21 protein-coding genes are annotated in these 19939 nt (G+C 68.9%); 10 read left to right on the forward strand and 11 right to left on the reverse strand.

What is annotated here, in order from left to right; genetic code table 11:
- The first annotated feature begins 11 nt into the window (after nucleotides 1–11).
- The 4 genes from ACIPY8_RS09795 to lnt all read left to right on the forward strand — a co-directional run bounded on the left by ACIPY8_RS09795 (nucleotide 12) and on the right by lnt (nucleotide 5087).
- On the forward strand, nucleotides 12–251 hold the full coding sequence (locus tag ACIPY8_RS09795; protein ID WP_400817423.1) for a twin-arginine translocase TatA/TatE family subunit: 240 nt from the start codon (nucleotides 12–14) through the stop codon (nucleotides 249–251).
- A gap of 62 nt (nucleotides 252–313) precedes the next feature.
- On the forward strand, nucleotides 314–1075 hold the full coding sequence (tatC, locus tag ACIPY8_RS09800) for a twin-arginine translocase subunit TatC (protein WP_400817424.1): 762 nt from the start codon (nucleotides 314–316) through the stop codon (nucleotides 1073–1075).
- The gene (locus ACIPY8_RS09805) at nucleotides 1072–3546 is read left to right on the forward strand and encodes a DEAD/DEAH box helicase (protein ID WP_400817426.1); all 2475 of its coding nucleotides are present in this window, start codon (nucleotides 1072–1074) and stop codon (nucleotides 3544–3546) included. The genes tatC and ACIPY8_RS09805 overlap by 4 nt, the downstream gene beginning before the upstream one ends.
- A gap of 11 nt (nucleotides 3547–3557) precedes the next feature.
- Nucleotides 3558–5087 (forward strand): apolipoprotein N-acyltransferase, encoded by a 1530-nt coding sequence (gene lnt / locus ACIPY8_RS09810; protein ID WP_400817427.1) that lies wholly within the window; start codon nucleotides 3558–3560, stop codon nucleotides 5085–5087.
- Here the strand turns inward: lnt and ACIPY8_RS09815 are convergent, their stop codons facing one another.
- The 4 genes from ACIPY8_RS09815 to ACIPY8_RS09830 all read right to left on the reverse strand — a co-directional run bounded on the left by ACIPY8_RS09815 (nucleotide 5088) and on the right by ACIPY8_RS09830 (nucleotide 7776).
- On the reverse strand, nucleotides 5088–5471 hold the full coding sequence (locus ACIPY8_RS09815; RefSeq protein ID WP_400817428.1) for an RNA polymerase-binding protein RbpA: 384 nt from the start codon (nucleotides 5469–5471) through the stop codon (nucleotides 5088–5090). It lies immediately after the preceding gene.
- 125 nt (nucleotides 5472–5596) lie between these two features.
- The gene (locus tag ACIPY8_RS09820; protein ID WP_400817430.1) at nucleotides 5597–6370 is read right to left on the reverse strand and encodes a glycerophosphodiester phosphodiesterase family protein; all 774 of its coding nucleotides are present in this window, start codon (nucleotides 6368–6370) and stop codon (nucleotides 5597–5599) included.
- A complete protein-coding gene (locus tag ACIPY8_RS09825; protein WP_400817432.1) occupies nucleotides 6367–7293 on the reverse strand; it encodes an SPFH domain-containing protein in 927 nt (308 codons plus the stop codon). Before ACIPY8_RS09825 ends, ACIPY8_RS09820 begins: the two co-directional genes overlap by 4 nt.
- 9 nt (nucleotides 7294–7302) lie before the next feature.
- Nucleotides 7303–7776 carry an NfeD family protein gene (locus ACIPY8_RS09830; RefSeq protein WP_400817434.1) on the reverse strand — a complete coding sequence of 158 codons (474 nt, stop codon included), beginning with the start codon at nucleotides 7774–7776 and terminating at the stop codon, nucleotides 7303–7305.
- A gap of 121 nt (nucleotides 7777–7897) precedes the next feature.
- Here ACIPY8_RS09830 and ACIPY8_RS09835 point away from each other — a divergent pair, with 121 nt between their 5' ends.
- Complete coding sequence (locus ACIPY8_RS09835) at nucleotides 7898–8662, forward strand: SDR family oxidoreductase (protein ID WP_400817436.1); 765 nt, start codon at nucleotides 7898–7900, stop codon at nucleotides 8660–8662.
- A gap of 77 nt (nucleotides 8663–8739) precedes the next feature.
- On the opposite strand, the gene ACIPY8_RS09840 is transcribed toward ACIPY8_RS09835, so the two are convergent.
- Nucleotides 8740–9339, reverse strand: a complete 600-nt coding sequence (locus tag ACIPY8_RS09840; RefSeq protein WP_400817438.1) for an HdeD family acid-resistance protein — start codon at nucleotides 9337–9339, stop codon at nucleotides 8740–8742.
- Nucleotides 9340–9478: 139 nt separating this feature from the next.
- Between ACIPY8_RS09840 and ACIPY8_RS09845 the strand changes: the two genes are divergently transcribed.
- Genes ACIPY8_RS09845 through ACIPY8_RS09860 form a run of 4 tightly spaced genes read left to right on the forward strand, consistent with a single transcriptional unit; the run spans nucleotide 9479 to nucleotide 13390 of the window.
- Complete coding sequence (locus ACIPY8_RS09845; protein WP_400817440.1) at nucleotides 9479–9919, forward strand: helix-turn-helix transcriptional regulator; 441 nt, start codon at nucleotides 9479–9481, stop codon at nucleotides 9917–9919.
- A gap of 4 nt (nucleotides 9920–9923) precedes the next feature.
- The gene (locus ACIPY8_RS09850) at nucleotides 9924–10334 is read left to right on the forward strand and encodes a VOC family protein (protein ID WP_400817442.1); all 411 of its coding nucleotides are present in this window, start codon (nucleotides 9924–9926) and stop codon (nucleotides 10332–10334) included.
- Nucleotides 10335–10357: 23 nt separating this feature from the next.
- Nucleotides 10358–12706: an ATP-binding cassette domain-containing protein gene (locus tag ACIPY8_RS09855; RefSeq protein WP_400817445.1), complete on the forward strand. Its 2349-nt coding sequence runs from the start codon at nucleotides 10358–10360 to the stop codon at nucleotides 12704–12706.
- A gap of 27 nt (nucleotides 12707–12733) precedes the next feature.
- Nucleotides 12734–13390 carry a dihydrofolate reductase family protein gene (locus tag ACIPY8_RS09860; RefSeq protein WP_400817446.1) on the forward strand — a complete coding sequence of 219 codons (657 nt, stop codon included), beginning with the start codon at nucleotides 12734–12736 and terminating at the stop codon, nucleotides 13388–13390.
- 4 nt (nucleotides 13391–13394) lie between these two features.
- Here ACIPY8_RS09860 and ACIPY8_RS09865 read toward each other — a convergent pair whose 3' ends face one another.
- Both ACIPY8_RS09865 and ACIPY8_RS09870 read right to left on the reverse strand, forming a co-directional pair.
- Nucleotides 13395–14240: a class I SAM-dependent methyltransferase gene (locus ACIPY8_RS09865; RefSeq protein ID WP_400817448.1), complete on the reverse strand. Its 846-nt coding sequence runs from the start codon at nucleotides 14238–14240 to the stop codon at nucleotides 13395–13397.
- Nucleotides 14241–14354: 114 nt separating this feature from the next.
- Nucleotides 14355–14723 (reverse strand): VOC family protein, encoded by a 369-nt coding sequence (locus ACIPY8_RS09870; protein WP_400817450.1) that lies wholly within the window; start codon nucleotides 14721–14723, stop codon nucleotides 14355–14357.
- A gap of 96 nt (nucleotides 14724–14819) precedes the next feature.
- Between ACIPY8_RS09870 and ACIPY8_RS09875 the strand changes: the two genes are divergently transcribed.
- The gene (locus tag ACIPY8_RS09875) at nucleotides 14820–16145 is read left to right on the forward strand and encodes a nitrate/nitrite transporter (protein WP_400817453.1); all 1326 of its coding nucleotides are present in this window, start codon (nucleotides 14820–14822) and stop codon (nucleotides 16143–16145) included.
- Between the two features lie 6 nt (nucleotides 16146–16151).
- On the opposite strand, the gene ACIPY8_RS09880 is transcribed toward ACIPY8_RS09875, so the two are convergent.
- From ACIPY8_RS09880 to ACIPY8_RS09895, 4 genes are read right to left on the reverse strand one after another with little or no spacing between them, the layout of a single operon-like run.
- The gene (locus ACIPY8_RS09880) at nucleotides 16152–16964 is read right to left on the reverse strand and encodes an arginase family protein (protein ID WP_400817455.1); all 813 of its coding nucleotides are present in this window, start codon (nucleotides 16962–16964) and stop codon (nucleotides 16152–16154) included.
- Between the two features lie 58 nt (nucleotides 16965–17022).
- Nucleotides 17023–17781, reverse strand: a complete 759-nt coding sequence (locus ACIPY8_RS09885; RefSeq protein WP_400817457.1) for a formylglycine-generating enzyme family protein — start codon at nucleotides 17779–17781, stop codon at nucleotides 17023–17025.
- Entirely contained in the window at nucleotides 17778–18536 is a 759-nt protein-coding gene (locus tag ACIPY8_RS09890) for an SGNH/GDSL hydrolase family protein (protein ID WP_400817458.1), read from the reverse strand. The genes ACIPY8_RS09885 and ACIPY8_RS09890 overlap by 4 nt, the downstream gene beginning before the upstream one ends.
- A 38-nt stretch (nucleotides 18537–18574) precedes the next feature.
- Nucleotides 18575–19927 carry an MFS transporter gene (locus ACIPY8_RS09895; protein ID WP_400817460.1) on the reverse strand — a complete coding sequence of 451 codons (1353 nt, stop codon included), beginning with the start codon at nucleotides 19925–19927 and terminating at the stop codon, nucleotides 18575–18577.
- Nucleotides 19928–19939: the final 12 nt, after the last annotated feature.

Consider the following 19939-nt stretch of genomic DNA (forward strand, 5'->3'; position numbering starts at 1 on the left):
AGGAGTAACCTATGGCTGGTTTGACCGGCTGGCACCTGCTGGCCCTCGTGGTCATCGTCCTGCTTCTGTTCGGAGCAGCCAAGCTTCCCGCGCTCGCGAAGAGCATGGGCCAGTCGGCCCGCGTCTTCAAGGGCGAGATGAAGGCGATGCGTGAAGACGACGCCGTGGCCGAGCAGGCCGAGGCTCCCAAGCCCCAGGGCACCACTGCGCCGGAGAACGGGACTCCTTCCGGGCCCGAACGTCCCAGCTGATCTCCGTGGCCGCTATCGATTCGGCCCCCCAGGCTGCGAGTGATGGGCGCCGCGATCGACGGATGTCGCTCGGCGCCCATCTCGTCGAACTGCGGCGACGTCTGATCATCGCGGCCATCGCACTCGTCGTCGGCATGGTGGTGGCCTTCCTCGTCACCGATCCGATCATCCACTTCATCACGGAGCCGATCAGACACATCGCAGACGAGCGCGGTGAGAGCATCGTCGCCCTGACGTTCTCCTCCGTCACCGCGCCCTTCGATCTGCGTATGCGCATCGCTTTCTCGATCGGACTCTTCCTCTCGGCGCCCGTGTGGCTGTGGCAGATCTGGGCGTTCATCATGCCCGGCCTCACGAAGAAGGAGACCGTGTACACGGTGAGCTTTGTCGGAGCCGCCATCCCGCTCTTCTTCGCCGGCTGCTACGTGGGCACCCTCGTGGTGCCGCACGTCATCGAGCTGATGGCGAACTTCACCCCCGAGGGCGGCAACAACCTCTACGAGGCGTCAGCCTTCTACGACTTCGTGTTCAAACTGATGATCGTCGTGGGTGTCTCGTTCGTCCTGCCCGTGTTCCTGGTCGCCCTGAATGTCGCCGGCGTCATGACCGGTCGGGACATCCTCAAGGGCTGGCGAGTGGCCATTCTCGTCTCCTGCGTCTTCGGCGCACTCGCGACACCCGCCGCGGATCTCGTGAGCATGTTCATGCTGGCCGGGATCCTCGTGCTGCTCTACTTCGCCGCCGCACTCGTCTCCCTGCTGTTCGACCGTCGCAAGCGCAAGCGCGACGAAGCCGCCGGCCTCGGCACGACGGCCGCCGCATGAGTTCGCCCGCCGAGAGGTACGCAGCCGCCCGCGAGTCCGCCGGTCACCCGGAGACGACGGCGTTCGCCGCCCGGCAGAGGTTCGACCTCGACCCGTTCCAGGTCGAAGGATGCCACGCTCTCGAACGCGGACACAGCGTGCTCGTCGCGGCGCCCACGGGTGCGGGCAAGACGATCGTGGGGGAGTTCGCGATCCACCTCGCGATGCAGACCCCGAGCGACAAGGCGTTCTACACGACGCCGATGAAGGCGCTGTCGAACCAGAAGTTCCGCGAGCTCGTCGACGTGTACGGGGCCGATCAGGTCGGCCTGCTCACGGGCGACACGAACATCAACGGCAACGCCCGGATCGTCGTCATGACGACCGAGGTGCTCCGCAACATGATCTACGCCGACTCGGCCGCTCTGCGCGATCTGCGCTACGTCGTGATGGACGAGGTCCACTACCTCGCCGACCGGTTCCGCGGCGCGGTGTGGGAGGAGGTCATCATCCACCTCCCGCCGCACGTGCGTCTCGTGTCGTTGAGCGCGACCGTGTCGAACGCCGAGGAGTTCGGCGACTGGCTCGACACCGTCCGCGGCGACACGGAGGTCATCGTGTCCGAGATCCGCCCGGTGCCGCTCGAGCAGCACGTGCTCGTGCGCGACGATCTGCTGCCGTTGTTCGACGACCGCGCCGGACTGGCCACGGCGAGGGTGAACCAGGAGCTGATGCGCATCCGGTCGTTCACGGGCTCGCACTACGAGCAGAACCGTGAGGCGCAGTCCTACCGCAGCAACCGGCATGCGGGGCGTCAGGCGCAGCGTCCTCCGCGCGGCGGGCGTCGTCCCGTGCGCTCCGCGAACGTCCGCCGGATCGAGCGGATGGACCGCCCCGATGTCGTGCGGCTCCTCGAGCGCTCGAACCTGCTTCCGGCGATCTTCTTCATCTTCAGCCGCGTGGGCTGCGACGCGGCCGTGTCGCAGATCCGGCGGTCGGGTCTGCGCCTCACGTCGGCGGAGGAGCGCTCCGAGATCCGAGCGATCGTCGAGGAGCGCACCCGCACACTTCAGGACGAGGATCTCGGCGTCCTCGGGTACTTCGAGTGGCTCGACAACCTCGAGCGGGGCGTGGCCTCGCACCACGCCGGCCTCCTCCCGGCGTTCAAGGAGGTCGTCGAGGAGCTGTTCCAGCGCAAGCTCGTGAAGGTCGTGTTCGCGACCGAGACGCTCGCGCTCGGCATCAACATGCCCGCGCGCACCGTCGTGCTCGAGAAGATGGAGAAGTTCAACGGCGAGGCGCGGGTGGCGATCACCTCGGGGGAGTACACGCAGCTCACGGGCCGCGCCGGACGCCGCGGGATCGACGTCGAGGGACACGCCGTGGTCCAGTGGACGGAGGGCATGGATCCGCAGGCGGTGGCGGCTCTCGCCTCACGCCGCACGTACCCGCTCAACTCGAGCTTCCGGCCGACCTACAGCATGGCGGTCAACCTCATCGACCTGTTCGGCAAGGCCAGGGCGCGCGAGGTGCTGGAATCGTCGTTCGCACAGTTCCAGGCCGACCGCGCGGTGGTCGGCCTCGCCCGCCAGGTGCGCGAGGCCGAGGAATCGCTTGACGGCTACCGGGCGGCGATGACCTGCGACCACGGGGACTTCATGGAGTACGCCACCATGCGCCGCGAGCTCAGCGACCTCGAGAAGAAGAACCGTCAGGACTCGAACGCGCCCCGAGCCGCCCGCGACAAGGGCATGAAGCAGATCCAGTCGCTCCGCACGCGGATGCAGCGGCACGGATGTCATCGCTGCCCGGACCGCGAAGCCCACGCGCGCTGGGCCGAGCGCTACTGGAAGCTCAAGCGGGAGACCGATCGCACCCGCCGGCAGATCGAGAACCGCACGGGCACCGTCGCTCGGGTCTTCGACCGGGTCGTCGAGGTGCTCGAGACGCTCGACTACCTTCGCCGCGACACCGGTGAGATGACCCTCACGGATGCCGGACGGACCATGCGCCGCATCTACGGAGAGCGGGATCTCCTGGTCGCGGAGTCCCTGCGCCAGGGCCTCTGGACCGGCCTGGATGCGCCGTCTCTCGCGGCGATGGCGTGCTGCCTGGTCTACGAGCCCCGGCGGGACGAGGCGAACTCGGGGGAGCGGGGCCTGCCCCGTGGAGCCTTCCGCGCGGCCTACGAGAAGACCACCACCCTGTGGGCCGAACTGGACGATCTCGAGAAGGACCACCACCTGCCCGGCACCGAGCCGCTCGCCGCCGGGCTCGCCGGCGCCATGCACTCCTGGGCGCGCGGGGGGACGCTCGACCGGGTCCTGATCGACGCCGACATGGCCGCCGGCGACTTCGTGCGGTGGGCCAAGCAGACGATCGACCTGCTCGACCAGCTGTCCATCGTCGCCGAGGACGCGACGATCGCTCGGAATGCGCGCACCGCGCTCGACGGGGTCCGACGAGGCATCGTCGCCTACTCGTCGATGTGAGAAGGAGATCGATGTCCGACTCTCGAGCGAGCGCTGATCCGGCGCGCCCGATCCTCCCGCTCTGGGCTGCTCTCGTCAGCGCAGCCCTCGCAGCCCTCCTCCTGGACCTCGCGTACCCGGATGCCGGGGTCTGGGTGCTCGCGTTCCCCGCGACCGCCCTGCTGCTCCTCGCCTTCGTCGGACGTCGCGTCGGTGCGGCTCTGCTCGTGGGCGCCGTGTTCGGCATCCTGTTCTTCGGCCTGCTGGTCTCCTGGACGTCGCGCTACCTCGGACCGGTGCCGTGGATGGCCCTGAGCGTGGTGGAGGGTGGTCTGACGGCTCTCGGCCTGATCCCGATCACCCTCGCGTACCGCTGGCTCCCGCGGGCGCTGCCGGGGCGCTGGGGGCGCGTCGTGGTGCTGCCGGTGGTCGTGGCCGCGCTCTGGGTCGGACGGGAGCTGTTCGTCGGCTCCTGGCCGTACGGCGGCTTCCCGTGGGCGCGACTCGGGATGACCCAGGCCGAGAGTCCGTTGGCGTCCGTGACGTCGTGGCTCGGGGTGTCCGGGCTCAGCTTCGCGATGGTCCTGCTCGTCGCCGTGCTGATCGAGCTCGTGCGACTGCGGCGCGGCCTGCCACGGATCACGCTCTTGGTGCCGGCGGGCCTCGTGCTCGTGCTCTTCCTGACCCCGCTGTTCCCGACCTCCGCCAGCGGAAGCATGCGGATCGCCGCGGTGCAGGGCAACGGCCCCACCGGATACTTCGACGAGCGCACGCCGTTCTCCGTCGTGGACGCGCAGACCGCGGCGACCGAACCCCTCTACGGCGAGGACGTCGACCTGCTCGTCTGGCCGGAGGGATCACTCGACTACGACCCGTTCCAGACTCCGGACCTGGCACGCCGGATGTCCCTCGTCTCCACCAGGATCGACGCACCGCTACTGGCGAACGCGGCGACGGGGCGGAACGAGCGGTACTTCAACACCTCGATGCTGTGGCGCGACGGAGCAGCCGAGGCGATCCACGACAAGCGCCATCCGGTGCCGTTCGGCGAGTACGTTCCCGATCGTCCGTTCTTCAACGCTCTGGCGCCGGACCTCATCGGGCTCATCCAGCGCGAGTACACTCCGGGCATCAACAGCTCGGTCATCGACGTCGACGGGGTGCAGGTCGGCCTCGCGATCTGCTTCGACGTGATCTACGACGACGTCGTCGACCAGGGAGTCCGCGACGGCGCCGAGGTGCTGGTGTTCCAGACCAACAACGCCGACTTCCGCGGCACGGACGAGAATCTCCAGCAGCTCGCCTTCGCCCGAATGCGTGCGATCGAGACCGGGCGCAGTGTCGTGAACGTCTCCACCGTGGGCACCAGTCAGATCATCCGCCACGACGGCACGACCGTGTCGAGCCTGGACGCAGATGAGGCCGGGGCCCTGCTCGAGGATGTCGAGCTGCGCTCCGGCCTCACGGCGGGTGTGGTTCTGGGCCCCTGGATCCAGCAGCTCCTGCTGTGGGGCGGACTGGGTGCGCTCATCCTCGGGTGGTGGCGCGCCCGCCGGCGCTGATCAGGCGCCGATCTTCTCCCGGGTCGGGTCCTCACCAGCGCCGCGACGGGCGCGGATGAAGGCGAGACGCTCCTCGAGGAGCTCTTCGAGCTCGGCGCGCGTGCGGCGCTCCATGAGCATGTCCCAGTGCGTGCGCGCCGCCTTCTCATCGGTGGCGTCGAGCGTGACGGCCTGGCCGTCGACGTTCAGTCGTGCGTCGGCGCCGCAGGAGCGGCACTCCCAGGTCTGCGGCGGCTCGGCGTCCGCCGCGAACATCAGGTTCGTGACGTGGCCGCACGCGTCACAGGTGTAGGTGGTCTCCCGGCGCTCCATGAAAACGACGCCCTCTTCGCTCTGTAGGCTCTGGGCGCCGAGTCGGATGCCGCGTAGGCTGCGATCTGCCATTGTGTGGTCCTCTCGTCGCTGTCAGGTATAACGCCCCAGCCTGTGGGCTTCATCCACGCGCCCGTGTTCTCGGCGGGATTCACAGCGGAATCCCAGCGCGGTGCGGCGGGCGCGCGATGCTGAGGTCAGCGGGCGAGGGTGTCGACGGCGAGGTCGGCGCGATCGGACACGATCCCGTCGACGCCGAGGTCGACGAGGCGACGCATGTCGGCCGGATCGTTCACGGTCCAGACGTGCACTTCGACGCCGTGTGCGTGAGCGGCCCGGATCAGCGCCGGCGTGAGCACTGTGAGCAGTCCGTGCCGTTCCGGGATCTGCAATGCGTCGAGGTCTCGGAGGGCGCGTGCGGGGGAGAGGCGCAGTGCGGACAGGGCTCGGACTGCGGCGATCGTGCGGCTCCCGCCGGAGGTGGCGGGACGCAGTCCCGCGCCCGCGCGCAGGACGGATGCGATCGTGGCACGCCGGTTCGCATCGTCGAAGCTGGTGACGAGCACGCGGTCGACGTGTTCGACCAGGATCGGTCCGAGCGGGTCGGCGGCCTCGCGGGTCTTCACGTCGATGTTGAAGCGGGACGCGGGGAACGAGGAGAGCGCCTCCGCGACCGTGAGCAGACCGCCGTGATCGGCGAACAGCATCCGGAGCTCGCGCGTCCGCACCTCGCGGACCGGGCGGGAGTCTCCGGTGAGTCGCGTGAGCGTCGCGTCGTGGAACAGGATCACGTCGCCGTCCGCAGTGACCTGGCAGTCCGTCTCGATGTACTCCGCGCCGGCGGCGTGCGCTGCGGCGAACGCCGCCGCGGAGTTCTCCCAGACGCCCGAGGCTCCGGCCTGCGCGGTCACGAGACCACGATGGGCGAAGACCCTCGGGCGCCTGGTCTTGTCGAAGTACGGGTGCGTCACGCGCCGGGCGTGATCGTCGGACCCTGGCCCGGCTTCGGGGTGAACGCGCTGCCGATGCCCTTGAGCGCCTCGGTGAGCTCGCTCGGGATGATCCAGAGCTTGCTGGACTCGCTCTCGCTGATCTTCGGGAGCATCTGGAGGTACTGGTACGCGAGGAGCTTGTCGTCCGGCTGGCCCTGGTGGATCGCGCTGAAGACGTTCTGGATCGCCTCGGCCTCACCCTGCGCCCGGAGAACGGCCGCCTGCTTGTCGCCCTCGGCACGAAGGATCTCCGCCTGCCGGCGTCCCTCCGCCTCGAGGATCTGCGACTGCTTCGACCCCTCGGCGGTGAGGATCGCGGCGCGACGGTCACGCTCGGCGCGCATCTGCTTCTCCATGGAGTCCTGGATCGAGATGGGCGGATCGATGGCCTTGAGCTCGACACGGCCGACCCGGATGCCCCACTTGCCCGTGGCCTCGTCGAGCACGACGCGGAGCTGACCGTTGATGTTGTCGCGGCTCGTGAGCGCCTCTTCGAGGTTGAGGCCACCGACCACGTTGCGGAGCGTGGTGGTGGTGAGCTGCTCGACGGCGCCGAGGTAGTTCGCGATCTCGTACGTCGCCGCCCGGGCGTCGGTCACCTGGAAGTAGACGACGGTGTCGATCGAGACGACGAGGTTGTCCTCCGTGATGACGGGCTGCGGCGGGAACGAGACGACCTGCTCGCGCATGTCGATCAGGGGGCGCAGCCGATCGATGAACGGGACGAGGATGTTGAGACCGGGCGTCAGCGTCTTGTGATAGCGTCCCAGCCGCTCCACGACACCGGCCGTGGCCTGCGGGATGATCCGGATGGATCGGGCCAGCGTGACCACCACGAAGATGATGACCGCGATGATGAAGATCCACAGGATCGCAGTCGGGATGAACGAGGAATCCTCCACGGAATACTCCTAGTCGTTGACGGGGCGGACGATGGCGGTGGCTCCGTTGATTGCGCTGATCGCGACGGGGGAGCCCTGCGGGATGGCGACGGCCGAGAGCGAGCGCGCCGTCCAGGTGTCCCCGTTGCTGAGCTTCACCTGGCCCGAGATCTGGGTGACGTCCTGGAGAGCGATACCCCGGAGGTCGAGCAGGGCGTCGACATTGGACTTCGTCGGATCCTCGCCGCGGTGCAGTCTCCGGAGGAGCGGCGGGCGCAGGAGGAGGATGAACGCGGCGGCGGCGACGGCGGCGATGATGACCTGGGCCCACGCGGGGAGACCGACGAGATCGGTGACGAGCCCGACCGCGCTGCCGAAGCTGAGCATCAGGAACGTGAAATCGAGGGTCAGCATCTCGATCACGAGGAACAGGGCGATGAGGACGAGCCAGCCGATCCAGGCCCAGTTCTCGACGATGTCGATGAAGACGGAGAAGTCGTTCATTCTGCCTCCCTTTGCGGTCAACCTATCACGCGTCCGTGGCGGGATCACGGCGTCTCCGCGGCCGGTTGGTAGTCTGGATCCGCCGTGCGATCACGGCGTTCGACGCACTTGAGGAGTCACCGTGACCGACGTTCTTCCCGCAGGTTCCCTCGACGGCAAGGTGGCTCTCGTCACCGGATCGTCCCGCGGCATCGGTGCCGACACCGTGCGCTACCTGGCCGAGGCCGGAGCCGACGTCGTCATCAACTACCGCAACAAGGCGCCCCGCGCCGAGAAGCTCGCCGCGCAGCTGCGCGAGCTGGGCCGCCGGGCGCTGGTCGTCGGCGCCGATCTCACCGACCCGGCCTCCGTCGCCGAGATGCTCGACGCGGTGAAGGCCGAATACGGTCGCCTCGACGTGCTCGTGCTCAACGCCTCGGGCGGCATGGAGTCGGGCATGGCGGAGGACTACGCGCTCACGCTCAACCGCGACGCCCAGGTCAACGTGCTCGAGGCCGCCACGCCGCTGCTGGGCGACGGCTCGCGCGTCGTGTTCGTCACGAGCCACCAGGCGCACTTCATCCGCACGACGCCGACGATGCCGGAGTACGAGCCGGTCGCACTGTCGAAGCGCGCGGGGGAGGACGCTCTCCGCGACCGCATCCCGGGCCTCGCCGAGAAGGGGATCGGGTTCACGGTCGTCTCCGGCGACATGATCGAGGGCACCATCACCGCGACTCTCCTGGAGCGCGCGAACCCGGGCGCGATCGCCGAGCGCCGCGAGTCCGCCGGCAAGCTCTACAACGTGTCGGAGTTCGCCGCCGAGGTGGCTCGGGCAGCCGTCGACGCCGTCCCGGCCGACAACACGCGACTCGTCGGCGACGTGAGCGGCTTCGCACCCGAGTGAGCTCGCCGCTCTGAAGCAGACGAAGAGGCGCCCCGTCCGGTCCGGATGGGGCGCCTCTTCGTCTGTCGAGAGCGGAATCAGCTCGCGGGATCCGGCTGCGCGGCCGCTGCGAGGTTCTGCGCGTCCTTGCCGATCGTGATGGCGCGGACGATCTGAACGATGCCGAGCACGACGAGCGATACGCCGAGGAACACCCACAGGATCAGCGCGGACTCGAGGGGCGCGACGATCACGATGATTCCGGCGACGATGCTGAGCAGGGCGAACAGAAGCGTCCACACGCGCGACCCGTCGCTGCCGAGGAGCGTGAGCGAGACCACGCCGTCGATGATCCAGCTGACACCGATGAAGATCACGATCACGAAGGCGAGGAAAGTGCCCGTCTCCCGCAGGTTCGTGAAGGCGATGACACCGGCGACGATGTAGAGCAGCCCCAGCACGATGTGGCCGACGCGCGCCCACCCTCCCTTGGCTGCGCTGAAGATCCCGAGACCGATGTAGACGAGTCCCGCGATGACGAGGTACACGGCGAAGATACCCGTGATGACCCCGAGCGACTTGCCGGGCCAGACGAGCAGGACGATGCCGGTGAGCAGGGCGATGACGCCCGACACGGCGAGCGTGATGCGGATGGACTTGAAGAGGGACGACGCGGAGGTCGCGAGCGGATCAGACATGGTTGGGGACCCTTTCTGAGAAAACCCTGTGAGGGATGCTCATAGGCTAGCGCTCCCCAGGACGCCCGCGGGGGAGGAGCGCGCGGGGATGTCGCGGACGGTCACACGGCGCCATCCGCCGACATGGGAGGATCGCTCCATGACCGCCGACGCCGAAGCCCGCATCCGCGAGCTCGTCATCATGCGCGGGGTGCGCGATCGTATCGATCGGGAGTATGCGCAGCCTCTTGACGTCGAGGCACTGGCCCGAGGCGCGCACATGTCGGCGGGTCACCTCAGCCGGCGTTTCCGCGAGGCGTACGGCGAGTCCCCGTACTCCTATCTGATGACGCGCCGCATCGAACGCGCGATGGCGCTGCTCCGTCGCGGCGACCTCTCCGTGACCGAGGTGTGCAACGAGGTCGGCGGGTCGTCGCTCGGCACCTTCACGACGCGGTTCACGGAACTCGTCGGTGTCCCACCCGGGGTGTACCGTGAACGCGCCGCCCATGTGGACGGCATCCCGACCTTCCAGGCCAAGCACGTCACCAGGCCGATCAGGAATCGAGAAGCACCGCGCACGGATGCGCACCTAACCTGAACCCATGAACATCAACATCCACTACGCGTTCCTGCCTCACACCGACGCCGAGGCGGCTCTCGGGTTCTATCGCGACGCCCTGGGGTTCGAGGTCAGGGGCGACGTCGGATACGACGGCCTCCGCTGGCTCACCGTCGGTCCCGAGGGGCAGCCCGACACGTCGATCGTGCTGCACCCGCCGGCGACCGATCCCGGAATCACCGACGCCGAGCGCCAGACGATCCTCGAGCTCATCGCCAAGGGGAGCTACGGCGCGCTGACCCTCTCGAGCGATGATCTCGACGGGCTGTTCGAGCGCCTCGTCGAGAAGGGCGCCGATGTCGTGCAGGAGCCGATGGACCAGCCTTACGGCGTCCGCGACTGCGCGTTCCGCGACCCCGCCGGTAACCTGCTCCGTATCAACCAGGCCGCCTGACGGCCACGACCCCGAGGACCACGATGACCCACGTCGCCGACGGCCACGATCTGATCCGCGTCCAGGGCGCGCGCGAGAACAACCTCAAAGAGGTGAGCGTCGACATCCCGAAGCGCCGCCTCACGGTGTTCACGGGTGTCTCGGGCTCGGGCAAGAGCTCGCTCGTGTTCGACACGATCGCCGCCGAGTCGCGCCGCATGATCGACGAGACCTACAGCGCCTTCGTGCAGGGGTTCATGCCGTCGGTGCCGCGGCCCGACGTCGACGTGCTCGAAGGGCTGACGACGGCCATCATCGTCGACCAGGAACGTCTCGGGGCGAACCCCCGCTCGACGGTCGGCACCGTCACCGATGCGAACGCCATGCTGCGCATCCTGTTCAGCAAGCTGGGCCAGCCGTACATCGGAGGCCCCACAGCGTTCTCCTTCAACATCCCGACCCAGAAGGCGAGCGGGGTCATGACGGGTCCCGGCGGCGAGAAGAAGATCGTGAAGGATGCGATCTACCTCGGCGGCATGTGCCCGCGGTGCGAGGGGAGGGGAGCGGTCTCCGATCTCGACCTCGCCCAGATCGTCGACGAGTCGAAGTCCCTCGACGAGGGCGCGATCATGGTGCCGGGCTACACGGCCGATGGATGGATGGTGAAGGGGTTCTCGCAGTCGGGCTTCTACCCGGGCGACAAGCCGATCGCCGAGTTCAGCGAGAAGCAGCGCCATCTCTTCCTCTACGGAGAGGTCACGAAGGTCAAGATCTCCGGCATCAACATGACCTACGAGGGACTCATCCCCAAGATCACGAAGGCGATGCTGTCGAAGGACCTCGACGCGCTGCAGCCGCACATCCGCGCGTTCGTCGAGCGCGTCGCGACGTTCGCGACGTGCCCGGAGTGCGACGGCACGAGGCTCACCGAAGGCGCCCGCTCGTCGAAGATCGACGGCATCAGCATCGCCGACGCCTGCCGCATGCAGGTCACCGATCTCGCCGAGTGGGTGCGCAGCCTCGACCTCCCCGGCGCCGGCCCGCTGCTGGAGGCGCTGAGCGCCAACCTCGACGCGTTCGTCACCCTGGGCCTCGGCTACCTGAGCCTCGAGCGTCCGTCGGGGACACTGTCCGGGGGAGAGGCTCAGCGCATCAAGATGCTCCGCCACCTCGGGTCCTCGCTCACCGACGTCACCTACGTGTTCGACGAACCGACGATCGGGCTCCATCCGCACGACATCCAGCGCATGAACAGCCTCCTGCTGCGGTTGCGCGACAAGGGCAACACGGTTCTCGTGGTGGAGCACAAGCCGGAGACGATCGCGATCGGAGACCATGTGGTCGACCTCGGCCCCGGGGCCGGCAGCGCAGGCGGAGAGATCTGCTTCGAGGGAACGGTCGACGGGCTCAAGTCCAGCGGGACCCGCACCGGCACGCATCTCGACGATCGGGCGTCGCTCAAGCCCTCGGTGCGCGCGAGCACGGGTGCCATCGAGATCCGTGGGGCGACCGCCAACAACCTGCGGGACGTCGATGTCGACATCCCCGCGGGCGTGCTCACCGTGGTCACCGGCGTCGCCGGGTCGGGCAAGAGCTCGCTGATCCACGGTTCGGTGTCGAAGCGCGAGGGCGTCGTGGCGATCGATCAGGGGGCGATCAAGGGCTCGCGACGCAGCAACCCCGCCACCTACACGGGCCTGCTCGAGCCCATCCGCAAGGCCTTCGCCAAGGCCAACGGCGTCAAGCCTGCGCTGTTCAGCGCGAACTCCGAGGGAGCCTGCCCCACCTGCAAGGGGGCGGGCGTGATCATCACCGAGCTCGGGTTCATGGACACGATCGAGACGCCCTGCGAGGACTGCGGCGGCAAGCGCTTCCAGGCCGCGGTGCTCGAGTACAAGCTCGCGGGCAAGGACATCACCGAGGTCCTCGACCTCCCGGTGTCGGAGGCGCGGGTCTTCTTCTCCGAGGGTGAGGCGAAGCTGCCGGCCGCCACGGCCATCCTCGGACGCCTGGACGACGTCGGGCTCGGCTACCTCTCGCTGGGGCAGCCGCTGTCGACGCTGTCGGGTGGCGAGCGTCAGCGCATCAAGCTCGCGATCCAGATGGGGGAGAAGGGGGATGTCTACGTGCTCGACGAGCCGACCACCGGTCTGCATCTCGCCGACGTGCAGAACATCCTCGGACTCCTGGACCGCCTCGTCGAGTCTGGCAAGACGGTGATCGTGATCGAGCATCACCAGGCCGTCATGGCGCACGCAGACTGGATCATCGACATCGGCCCCGGAGCAGGACATGACGGCGGCCGCGTGGTGTTCCAGGGCAGTCCCGCCGAACTCGTCGCCGACCGCTCCACCCTGACGGGCGAGCACCTCGCCGCGTACGTCGGCGCCTAGTCACTCGGCCCCTCTGAAGGAGCATCCATGCCTCTCGTCCGCGTCCACAACTTCACGATCTCCCTCGACGGATACGGCGCAGGGGAGGGGCAGACACTGGATGCCCCGTTCGGGCATGCCGGCCACCGACTGATGTCCTGGGCTTTCGACACCCGCACGTTCAGGGATATGGGGCTGCCGGGAGACGGGCCCGGCTCGGACGGTGTCGACGAGGCGTTCGCGCGCCGTTGGAACGACGGCATCGGGGTGGAGATCATGGGACGCAACAAGTTCGGACCCCAACGCGGTCCGTGGACCGACGACGAGTGGACGGGCTGGTGGGGTGACGAGCCGCCGTTCCACACTCCGGTCGTGGTGCTGACGCATCACGAGCGCGCGCCGATCGAGATGGACGGCGGCACGACGTTCCACTTCGTCGACGCGGATCCCGTGGAGGCGCTGCGTCGCGCACGTGAGCTCGCGGGGGAGCAGGACGTCCGCATCGGAGGCGGTGTCGAGACCGTGCGTCAATTCCTCGCGGCCGACCTCGTCGACCGGGTTCATCTCGTCGTCGTCCCGATCGTCCTCGGCCGTGGTGAACGTCTGTGGGACGGCCTCGAAGGGATCGAGAAGCGATTCGACATCGAGGCCACGCCATCCCCGTCAGGGGTCGTCCACCTGAACCTCACGCGACGCCCGAGCTGAGACCTCAGTCGCGCCGCGCGACGATCGTGTACGTGCACGGCACGAGGTCGCGCTCGTCCTCGGGCCACGCGTAGCCGCGCGGGACCTCGACCATCCGCGGGCTGAACCGCCACGGCAGTGTGCGCCCCTCGTCGAAGTGCACGATCCGCAGACCGGCGCGCAGCAGCGAGCCGAGGATCTCCGAGAGCGGATGGGCCCACTCGTACGTGCGGATGTGGGTGACGACGCCGTCTCCCGCGTATGTCGAGGCGTCGTCCCACTGCTGCGCGCGGCCGTCGCCGAAGTACGCGTATCGCGTCGTCAGCTGCGGCGCATCCTCGTCGAGCGCGTACAGGGCAGGATGCCCGTCCCTGATGAAGAACGTCCCACCGGGACGCAAAAGCGCAACGATCTGCGCCGCCCACCGGTCGAGGTCGTCGAGCCAGCAGATGGTGCCGATGCTGGTATAGACCACGTCGAAGTCGCCCACGACGGCTGAACGGGCATCCAGGACATCGGTGTGGACCCAGGTCGCCGCGACCCCGCTGCGCTGCGCGAGAGCCGCGGCCGCCACCAGTGCAGGCTCCGAGAAGTCGACGCCGGTAACGGTCGCACCCGCGCGAGCCAGCGACACCGAGTCCGTGCCGATGTGGCATTGCAGATGCACGAGGTCGACGCCGGAGAGATCATCCGTTCCCAGGATGCGCGTGAGGATCGGCAGATCATCGCGGATGACGTCGCTGAGATGAGCCGGGTCGTCGAACGCCTCGATGCCGTAGGCGTTCTCGTGCAGCGGGACCCGGTCGTCCCAGTTGTCCCGATTCGCTCGCCGCGCTTCGGCACCGTCGATCTCTGCCGCGTCTCCGTTCATGCCTCGAGCCTATCGAGCGGACCTCCCACGGCCGTTTGGGTGCGATCACGGAAGAGCCGATAATGCACATTATGTCAGTACACACTGCACTTCACGCCGCCCCGCGGCTGAGAGTCACTGAGACGCCCAGACCCCCAGTTCGTTGCCACTCGGGTCGGTGAAGTGCAGTCGGCGTCCCCCGGGGAACTCGTAGGGTCCCTGGACGACGGCGCCGCCTGCCGCGGTGATCGCGCTCTGCGTGGCGTCGAGGTCGTCGGAGTACAGCAGCACGAGCGGTCCGCCGGGCGGGCGCCCCTGGTCCGAGAGCAGCAGTCCCCCGACCTCGGAGCCGTCACCGGTGGACGACGCGATGCCCGCGTAGGTCGGTCCGTAGTCCACGAAGGTCCACCCGAAGGCTTCGCCGTAGAACTTCTGCGCGGCGTCGAGATCCTGGACGACGAGTTCCACGTAGTCGATCGAATGGTGCCGAGGTGTCTCAGTCATGCGGCCACGCTAGCGCGGGGCGCGGACATCCACCACCGCGCCCGTACCCGTGGGCGGCGGTCCGGCGCGGCCTCTCCGCAGGAGTAGCGTGGAAGGGTGCGTCAGATCTCCCACTCCCCCGTGTCCGCCCCGGGGTGGCGGGCCTGGCTGATCTGGTCGGTCGGCGTCGCGGCGTATGTCCTCGCGATCACCAACCGCACCTCACTCGGTGCCGTGGGAGTCGAGGCCGCCGATCGCTTCCAGGCGGACGCCTCCACTCTCGCGCTCTTCGCGGTCGTGCAGTTGGCCGTCTACGGCGGCATGCAGATCCCGGTCGGCGTCCTGCTCGACAAGTACGGCTCACGGCCGATCATGACGATCGGGATGCTCCTCATGGCGGCGGGTCAGTTGACGATGGCCCTCTCCCCCAGCATCGGCATCGCCCTCGTCGCGCGCGTGCTGCTGGGCGCCGGCGACGCCGCCATCTTCCCTGCCGTGCTGCGTCTGGTCGCGACGTGGTTCCCGGCCCAGCGGGGGCCGATCATGGTGCAGTTCACCGGGATCATCGGTCAGGCGGGACAGCTCATCGCCCTCGTCCCGTTGGCAGCCCTGCTGCACTCCACCACATGGACGATCACTTTCGGGAGCGTCGCTGGTCTCGGCGTCCTGTTCACGGTCCTCGTCGCCCTGCTGATCCGCAATCACCCGGCCGAACGCGGTGCCGACGTGTCCGTCGACACCGACACCGGGGTGATCCGCGTCGTCACTTCGGCCATCGACACCGGAGTGGGGATCCGTGCGGCTTGGGCCCATCCGGGCACGCGCCTCGCGTTCTGGTCGCACTTCACCACCCCCTTCGCGGGCACGGCGTTCGTCCTCCTCTGGGGGATGCCGTTCCTCACCGCCGCCCAGGGTCTCTCCCCCGCGCACGCCGCGGGGATCATCTCCGTCTACGTCGTCGCGGGCATGGCGCTCGGACCGGTGATCGGCGACCTCTCCCGACGGCTCCCGAACCACCGTTCTCTGGCACTCGTGCTGCCCGCGGTCGCCGTGCAGATGGTGGCCTGGCTCGTCGTGATCGCTCTTCCCGGACCCGCGCCGCTGTGGCTGCTGTACGTCCTGGCGGTCGCGCTCGCGACCGGCGGTCCGGCGAGCATGATCGCGTTCGACCACGCCAGGACGCACAATCCCTCGCACCGCCTCAGCACCGCGACCGGTGTCACCAACGCCGGCGGGTTCATCGCCGCGTTGATCGCGATCTTCCTGATCGGTCTCGCGCTCGATCTGCAGGGCGCGGGATCGCCGGAGACCTACTCGCTCGACGCCTTCCGCATCGCGTTCCTGATGCCGCTCCCGCTGTGGCTGCTCGGTATGGCGTTCATCCTCGTCGAGCGCAAGCGCACACGCATCCGCGTGGGTCTGGACCCCGAGCGTCGTCGCTGATCCGACTCAGCGCACCAGGTGCTGGAAGGTCTCGAGGATGAGTTCGAGACTCACCCGCTCGGGCACGTCCTGATCGCCCGCCTCGAACTCCGCGAGCTCGATCCCCTTCACCGAATCGGCGGGCAGAGCCGCGAAGATCGCCGCGATCTGGTGCGGGAGGAGGCCTTCCGCGACGCGGTAGGCGGCCGGGATGTATCCGGGTTCGAGCACGTCCCAGTCCACGTGGATCCAGACGGGCCGGCCGGCGACGAGCTCCGCGACCCGTTCCGGCGTGCTCTCGGCCGGCGCCAGGACGGTCACGCCCGCGTCGGCGAGGAGGTCGCCCTCTGCCGGATCGATGTCGCGGCCGCCGACGACGATGACCTGGCGCGGGTCGAGCCCGGCGCCGTGTCCGCTGTCCCACAGCCCGCAGGCCGCGGCGACCACCATGCCGCCGAGGTATCCCGACGCCGTGGTGTCAGGGGTGTTGAAGTCGCCGTGCGCATCGATCCACAGCACGACGGCGTCCGGGTGGCGGTCCGCGACCGTCGGGAGCGTGCCGAGGCTCGCCGCGCAGGTGTTGGTCGCGAGCAGCGGGGTGCGGCCGGCGTCGATCGCCGAGCCGACGGCGTCACGCAGCCCGTGGAGCGTGGACTCGGCCTGGGGCAGTGCGTCGGACCAGTCATCGGTCCGTGATGCCGTCGGCGAACCGATGACGTTCTGCTCGGTCCCCAGGAGATCGGCGAGGGCGTTCCCGACGAGACGCGCTCCGACGAGGGCGCCGTCCGTGCGGTCCGCGACGCGCCCCTGCGAGACGATGAGAGAGAAGCGAGAGGTCATCCCCTCAGCTTCCCACTCCCCCGCACCGCCGACCAAAACGGCGGCGAGGCGGAGGCCGTCAGTGCGTGCCGGGCGCTCGCGGCGTCCAGCCGAAGGGCACGGGGCCGTCGACGAGAGCACGTTCACGATCGGCCGTCGCCGACCATCCCTGCACCGCGCCGCCGTCATCGTCGAAAGCTCCCCGGGCCACACGTACGCCGAGATCGTCATGGTGCATGCGCGGGGCGCCGCCGCGACGTACACCGGCCCGGACGCTCCAGGCGTCGTCGGCGTATCCTCCGCCGCGGAAGACGCGGTAGTCGTCGTATCGCGCCGGGTCGAGGAGATCCCAGCACCATTCCCACACGTTCCCGAGCGTGTCGAAGAGCCCGTGCAGGTTGGGCAGCTTGCCGCCGACGTCCTGCGGTGAGGTCACCCCGTCGGCGGCCGTCCAGGCGGACTCGGCGAGAGGCGCGTAGTGCGGCCCGACGGAGCCGGCTCGGCAGGCGAACTCCCACTCGGCCTCCGTGGGCAGCCGATAGCCGTCGGAGCCGACGTCCCAGCTCACCTCCTCGCCGTCGAACCGGTACGCGGGGTCCAGTCCCTCCCACTCCGACGCGGCGTTGCAGAAGTGCACGGCGCGCAGCCAGCTGAGGTCGCGTGCGGGCCGCCGCGGATGCCGTGACGGAAGAGGAAGGATCTCCGCGAGCTGCTCCTCGGTCACCGGGAACACTCCGATCTCGAACGGCTCCAGTTCGACCGTGCGCTGAACTGCGCGACGGGCGTCGTGGAGCGTGACCGCGCCGCCGGGGATGCGTCGCAGCTCGATGTCGGTCATGTGAGCGGAGCCAGCTCGACCCAGTCGGGATGCTTCGCGGTGCGCCCGTCGCCGGACGACGTGCGGGTCATCCGGCGTCTGACCCACGGCCCGACGAACTGACGGTAGTAAGCGACGCCGGCCGGACCCGCAGCGGTCAGCGCGGTCGGCGCCCACCAGGTGGGATCCGGCTCGAGGCCGAGCGCGTGCAGCACGCGAGCCGCGACCCGGTGATGGCCGGCGGCGTTCATGTGCAGTCGGTCCTCCGACCAGTACGGGGCGCGCGCGAGTTCCCGATCCGGCCAGTTCAGTGCGCGGATCACGTCCGGACGGTCCTCGACCCGACGGAGCACGGCCTCCGAGAGCAGGTCCCCTCGTTTCTGCACGAGCGACCCCATCGGCAGCTGTCCGCTCGGGTTCGCACCCGACAGGAGGATGAGGGTGACCCCTTCCTCGTCGCACCGCCGCAGCACCCGGCTGAACGCGTCGGCGATGTGCTCGAGGTCGGTCCGCGGCCGCAGCATGTCGTTGCCGCCGCCGTTGAACGACAGATGCGTCGGACGCAGCGCGAGCGCCGGTTCCAGCTGCTGCTCGACGATCGGCCACGCGAGCTTGCCCCGGATCGCGAGGTTCGCATACTCGACCGAGTGGCCGGATGCCGTCGCCCATCCCTGGGCGACGAGGTCGGCCCATCCGCGCTCCCTCCCATCCGGGAGCACGTCGCCGACGCCCTCCGTGAAGGAATCGCCGATGGCCACGTAGCGTACTTCTGCCATCAGGCCAGCATATTGGTGCGAGCCTCAGCACGCGTGGACTAGCGGTCGTCCAGCGCCGCTCCCCCGCGGTCGACCAGGCCCCAGGCGGCGACCGCGGCGGCGACGAAGCACGCCGCGAATACGATGAAAAGCATCGGGACACCGCCCGCGACGAGCAGGACCGGCACAGCGAGGGGAGCCAGGATCGACGCGATCCGGCCGACGCCTGCGGCCCAGCCCGCTCCCGTGCCGCGCAGCGAGGTCGGATAGACCTCGGGGGTTACGGCGTACAGCGCGCCCCACGCCCCGAGGTTGAAGAACGAGAGGGCCATCCCCGAGGCGATGATCGCCGCCTCGGCGGTGGAGGTGCCGAAGAGCACTGCGGACACGGCCGATCCCACGAGGAACACCGACAGGGTCACGCGACGCCCCCAGACCTCGATCAGCCACGCGGCGACGGCGTATCCGGGCAGCTGGGCCAGGGTGATGATGAGCGTGAAGCCGAAGGATCGCACCAGATCGAAACCGGCGTCGACGAGGATGCTGGGGATCCAGATGAAGGCGCCGTAATACGAGAAGTTCACGCACAGCCACACCGCCCACAGACACAGCGTCCGCACGCGGAACTCCGTGCTCCACAGCGCGGTCAGCCGGGCGCCGGACGTCTGCGCGAGGGACCGGGAAGCCGGCTCTCGGCGGATCGGCGGGGTGCGTTCCACGCCGGCGTCGAGCTCGAACGTCGACACGATGCGGTCGGCCTCGGCGATACGTCCGCGCGACGCCAGCCAGCGCGGCGACTCCGGGAGCCCCCAGCGCACGATCAGGGCGTACACCGCCGGGATCGCGCCGAGCGCGAACGCCCACCGCCATCCATCGTCCGACGCAGGGATCACGACGTAGCCGATCACGGCGGCGGCGGTCCAGCCCAGGGCCCAGAAGGCTTCGAGCAGCACGATGAGCCGTCCGCGCATGCGCGCCGGCGCGAACTCGCTCACGTACGTGGAGGCGACGGGCAGCTCGGCGCCGAGTCCGAGCCCGACGAGGAAGCGGAGCACGAGCAGCGCGGCGAGACCGCTCACGAGCGCGCTCGCGCCCGTCGCGATCCCGTACACGAGCAGGGTCAACGCGAACACCTGTCGACGACCCAGGCGGTCGGTGAGCAGACCGCCGAGAGTCGCCCCCAGCGCCATGCCGAGGAAGCCGACGGAGGCGATCCATCCGGCATCCGTCTTCGTGAGTCCCCACTGCGCGGTGAGCGCCGCGAGGATGAACGAGATCAGCCCGACGTCCATGGCGTCGAGCGCCCACCCCACCCCCGATCCGGTGAGCACCCGGAGGTGTCGACGGGTGAACGGCAGATCGTCGAGACGACCGGCGAGCGACTCACGGCTCGGCAGGGCGGGTGATGCCATGTCCCCATCGTA

The sequence above is a fragment of the Microbacterium sp. NPDC089696 genome (genome assembly GCF_044749125.1).
Classification (GTDB): Bacteria; Actinomycetota; Actinomycetes; order Actinomycetales; family Microbacteriaceae; genus Microbacterium.

Coding starts and splice junctions, on each gene's coding strand:
- ACIPY8_RS09795 (WP_400817423.1), top strand. CDS start 12: ATGGCTGGTTTGACCGGCTGGCACCTGCTGGCCCTCGTGGTCATCGTC.
- tatC (WP_400817424.1), top strand. CDS start 314: ATGTCGCTCGGCGCCCATCTCGTCGAACTGCGGCGACGTCTGATCATC.
- ACIPY8_RS09805 (WP_400817426.1), top strand. CDS start 1,072: ATGAGTTCGCCCGCCGAGAGGTACGCAGCCGCCCGCGAGTCCGCCGGT.
- lnt (WP_400817427.1), top strand. CDS start 3,558: ATGTCCGACTCTCGAGCGAGCGCTGATCCGGCGCGCCCGATCCTCCCG.
- ACIPY8_RS09815 (WP_400817428.1), bottom strand. CDS start 5,471: ATGGCAGATCGCAGCCTACGCGGCATCCGACTCGGCGCCCAGAGCCTA.
- ACIPY8_RS09830 (WP_400817434.1), bottom strand. CDS start 7,776: ATGAACGACTTCTCCGTCTTCATCGACATCGTCGAGAACTGGGCCTGG.
- ACIPY8_RS09840 (WP_400817438.1), bottom strand. CDS start 9,339: ATGTCTGATCCGCTCGCGACCTCCGCGTCGTCCCTCTTCAAGTCCATC.
- ACIPY8_RS09845 (WP_400817440.1), top strand. CDS start 9,479: ATGACCGCCGACGCCGAAGCCCGCATCCGCGAGCTCGTCATCATGCGC.
- ACIPY8_RS09850 (WP_400817442.1), top strand. CDS start 9,924: ATGAACATCAACATCCACTACGCGTTCCTGCCTCACACCGACGCCGAG.
- ACIPY8_RS09855 (WP_400817445.1), top strand. CDS start 10,358: ATGACCCACGTCGCCGACGGCCACGATCTGATCCGCGTCCAGGGCGCG.
- ACIPY8_RS09860 (WP_400817446.1), top strand. CDS start 12,734: ATGCCTCTCGTCCGCGTCCACAACTTCACGATCTCCCTCGACGGATAC.
- ACIPY8_RS09865 (WP_400817448.1), bottom strand. CDS start 14,240: ATGAACGGAGACGCGGCAGAGATCGACGGTGCCGAAGCGCGGCGAGCG.
- ACIPY8_RS09870 (WP_400817450.1), bottom strand. CDS start 14,723: ATGACTGAGACACCTCGGCACCATTCGATCGACTACGTGGAACTCGTC.
- ACIPY8_RS09880 (WP_400817455.1), bottom strand. CDS start 16,964: ATGACCTCTCGCTTCTCTCTCATCGTCTCGCAGGGGCGCGTCGCGGAC.
- ACIPY8_RS09885 (WP_400817457.1), bottom strand. CDS start 17,781: ATGACCGACATCGAGCTGCGACGCATCCCCGGCGGCGCGGTCACGCTC.
- ACIPY8_RS09890 (WP_400817458.1), bottom strand. CDS start 18,536: ATGGCAGAAGTACGCTACGTGGCCATCGGCGATTCCTTCACGGAGGGC.
- ACIPY8_RS09895 (WP_400817460.1), bottom strand. CDS start 19,927: ATGGCATCACCCGCCCTGCCGAGCCGTGAGTCGCTCGCCGGTCGTCTC.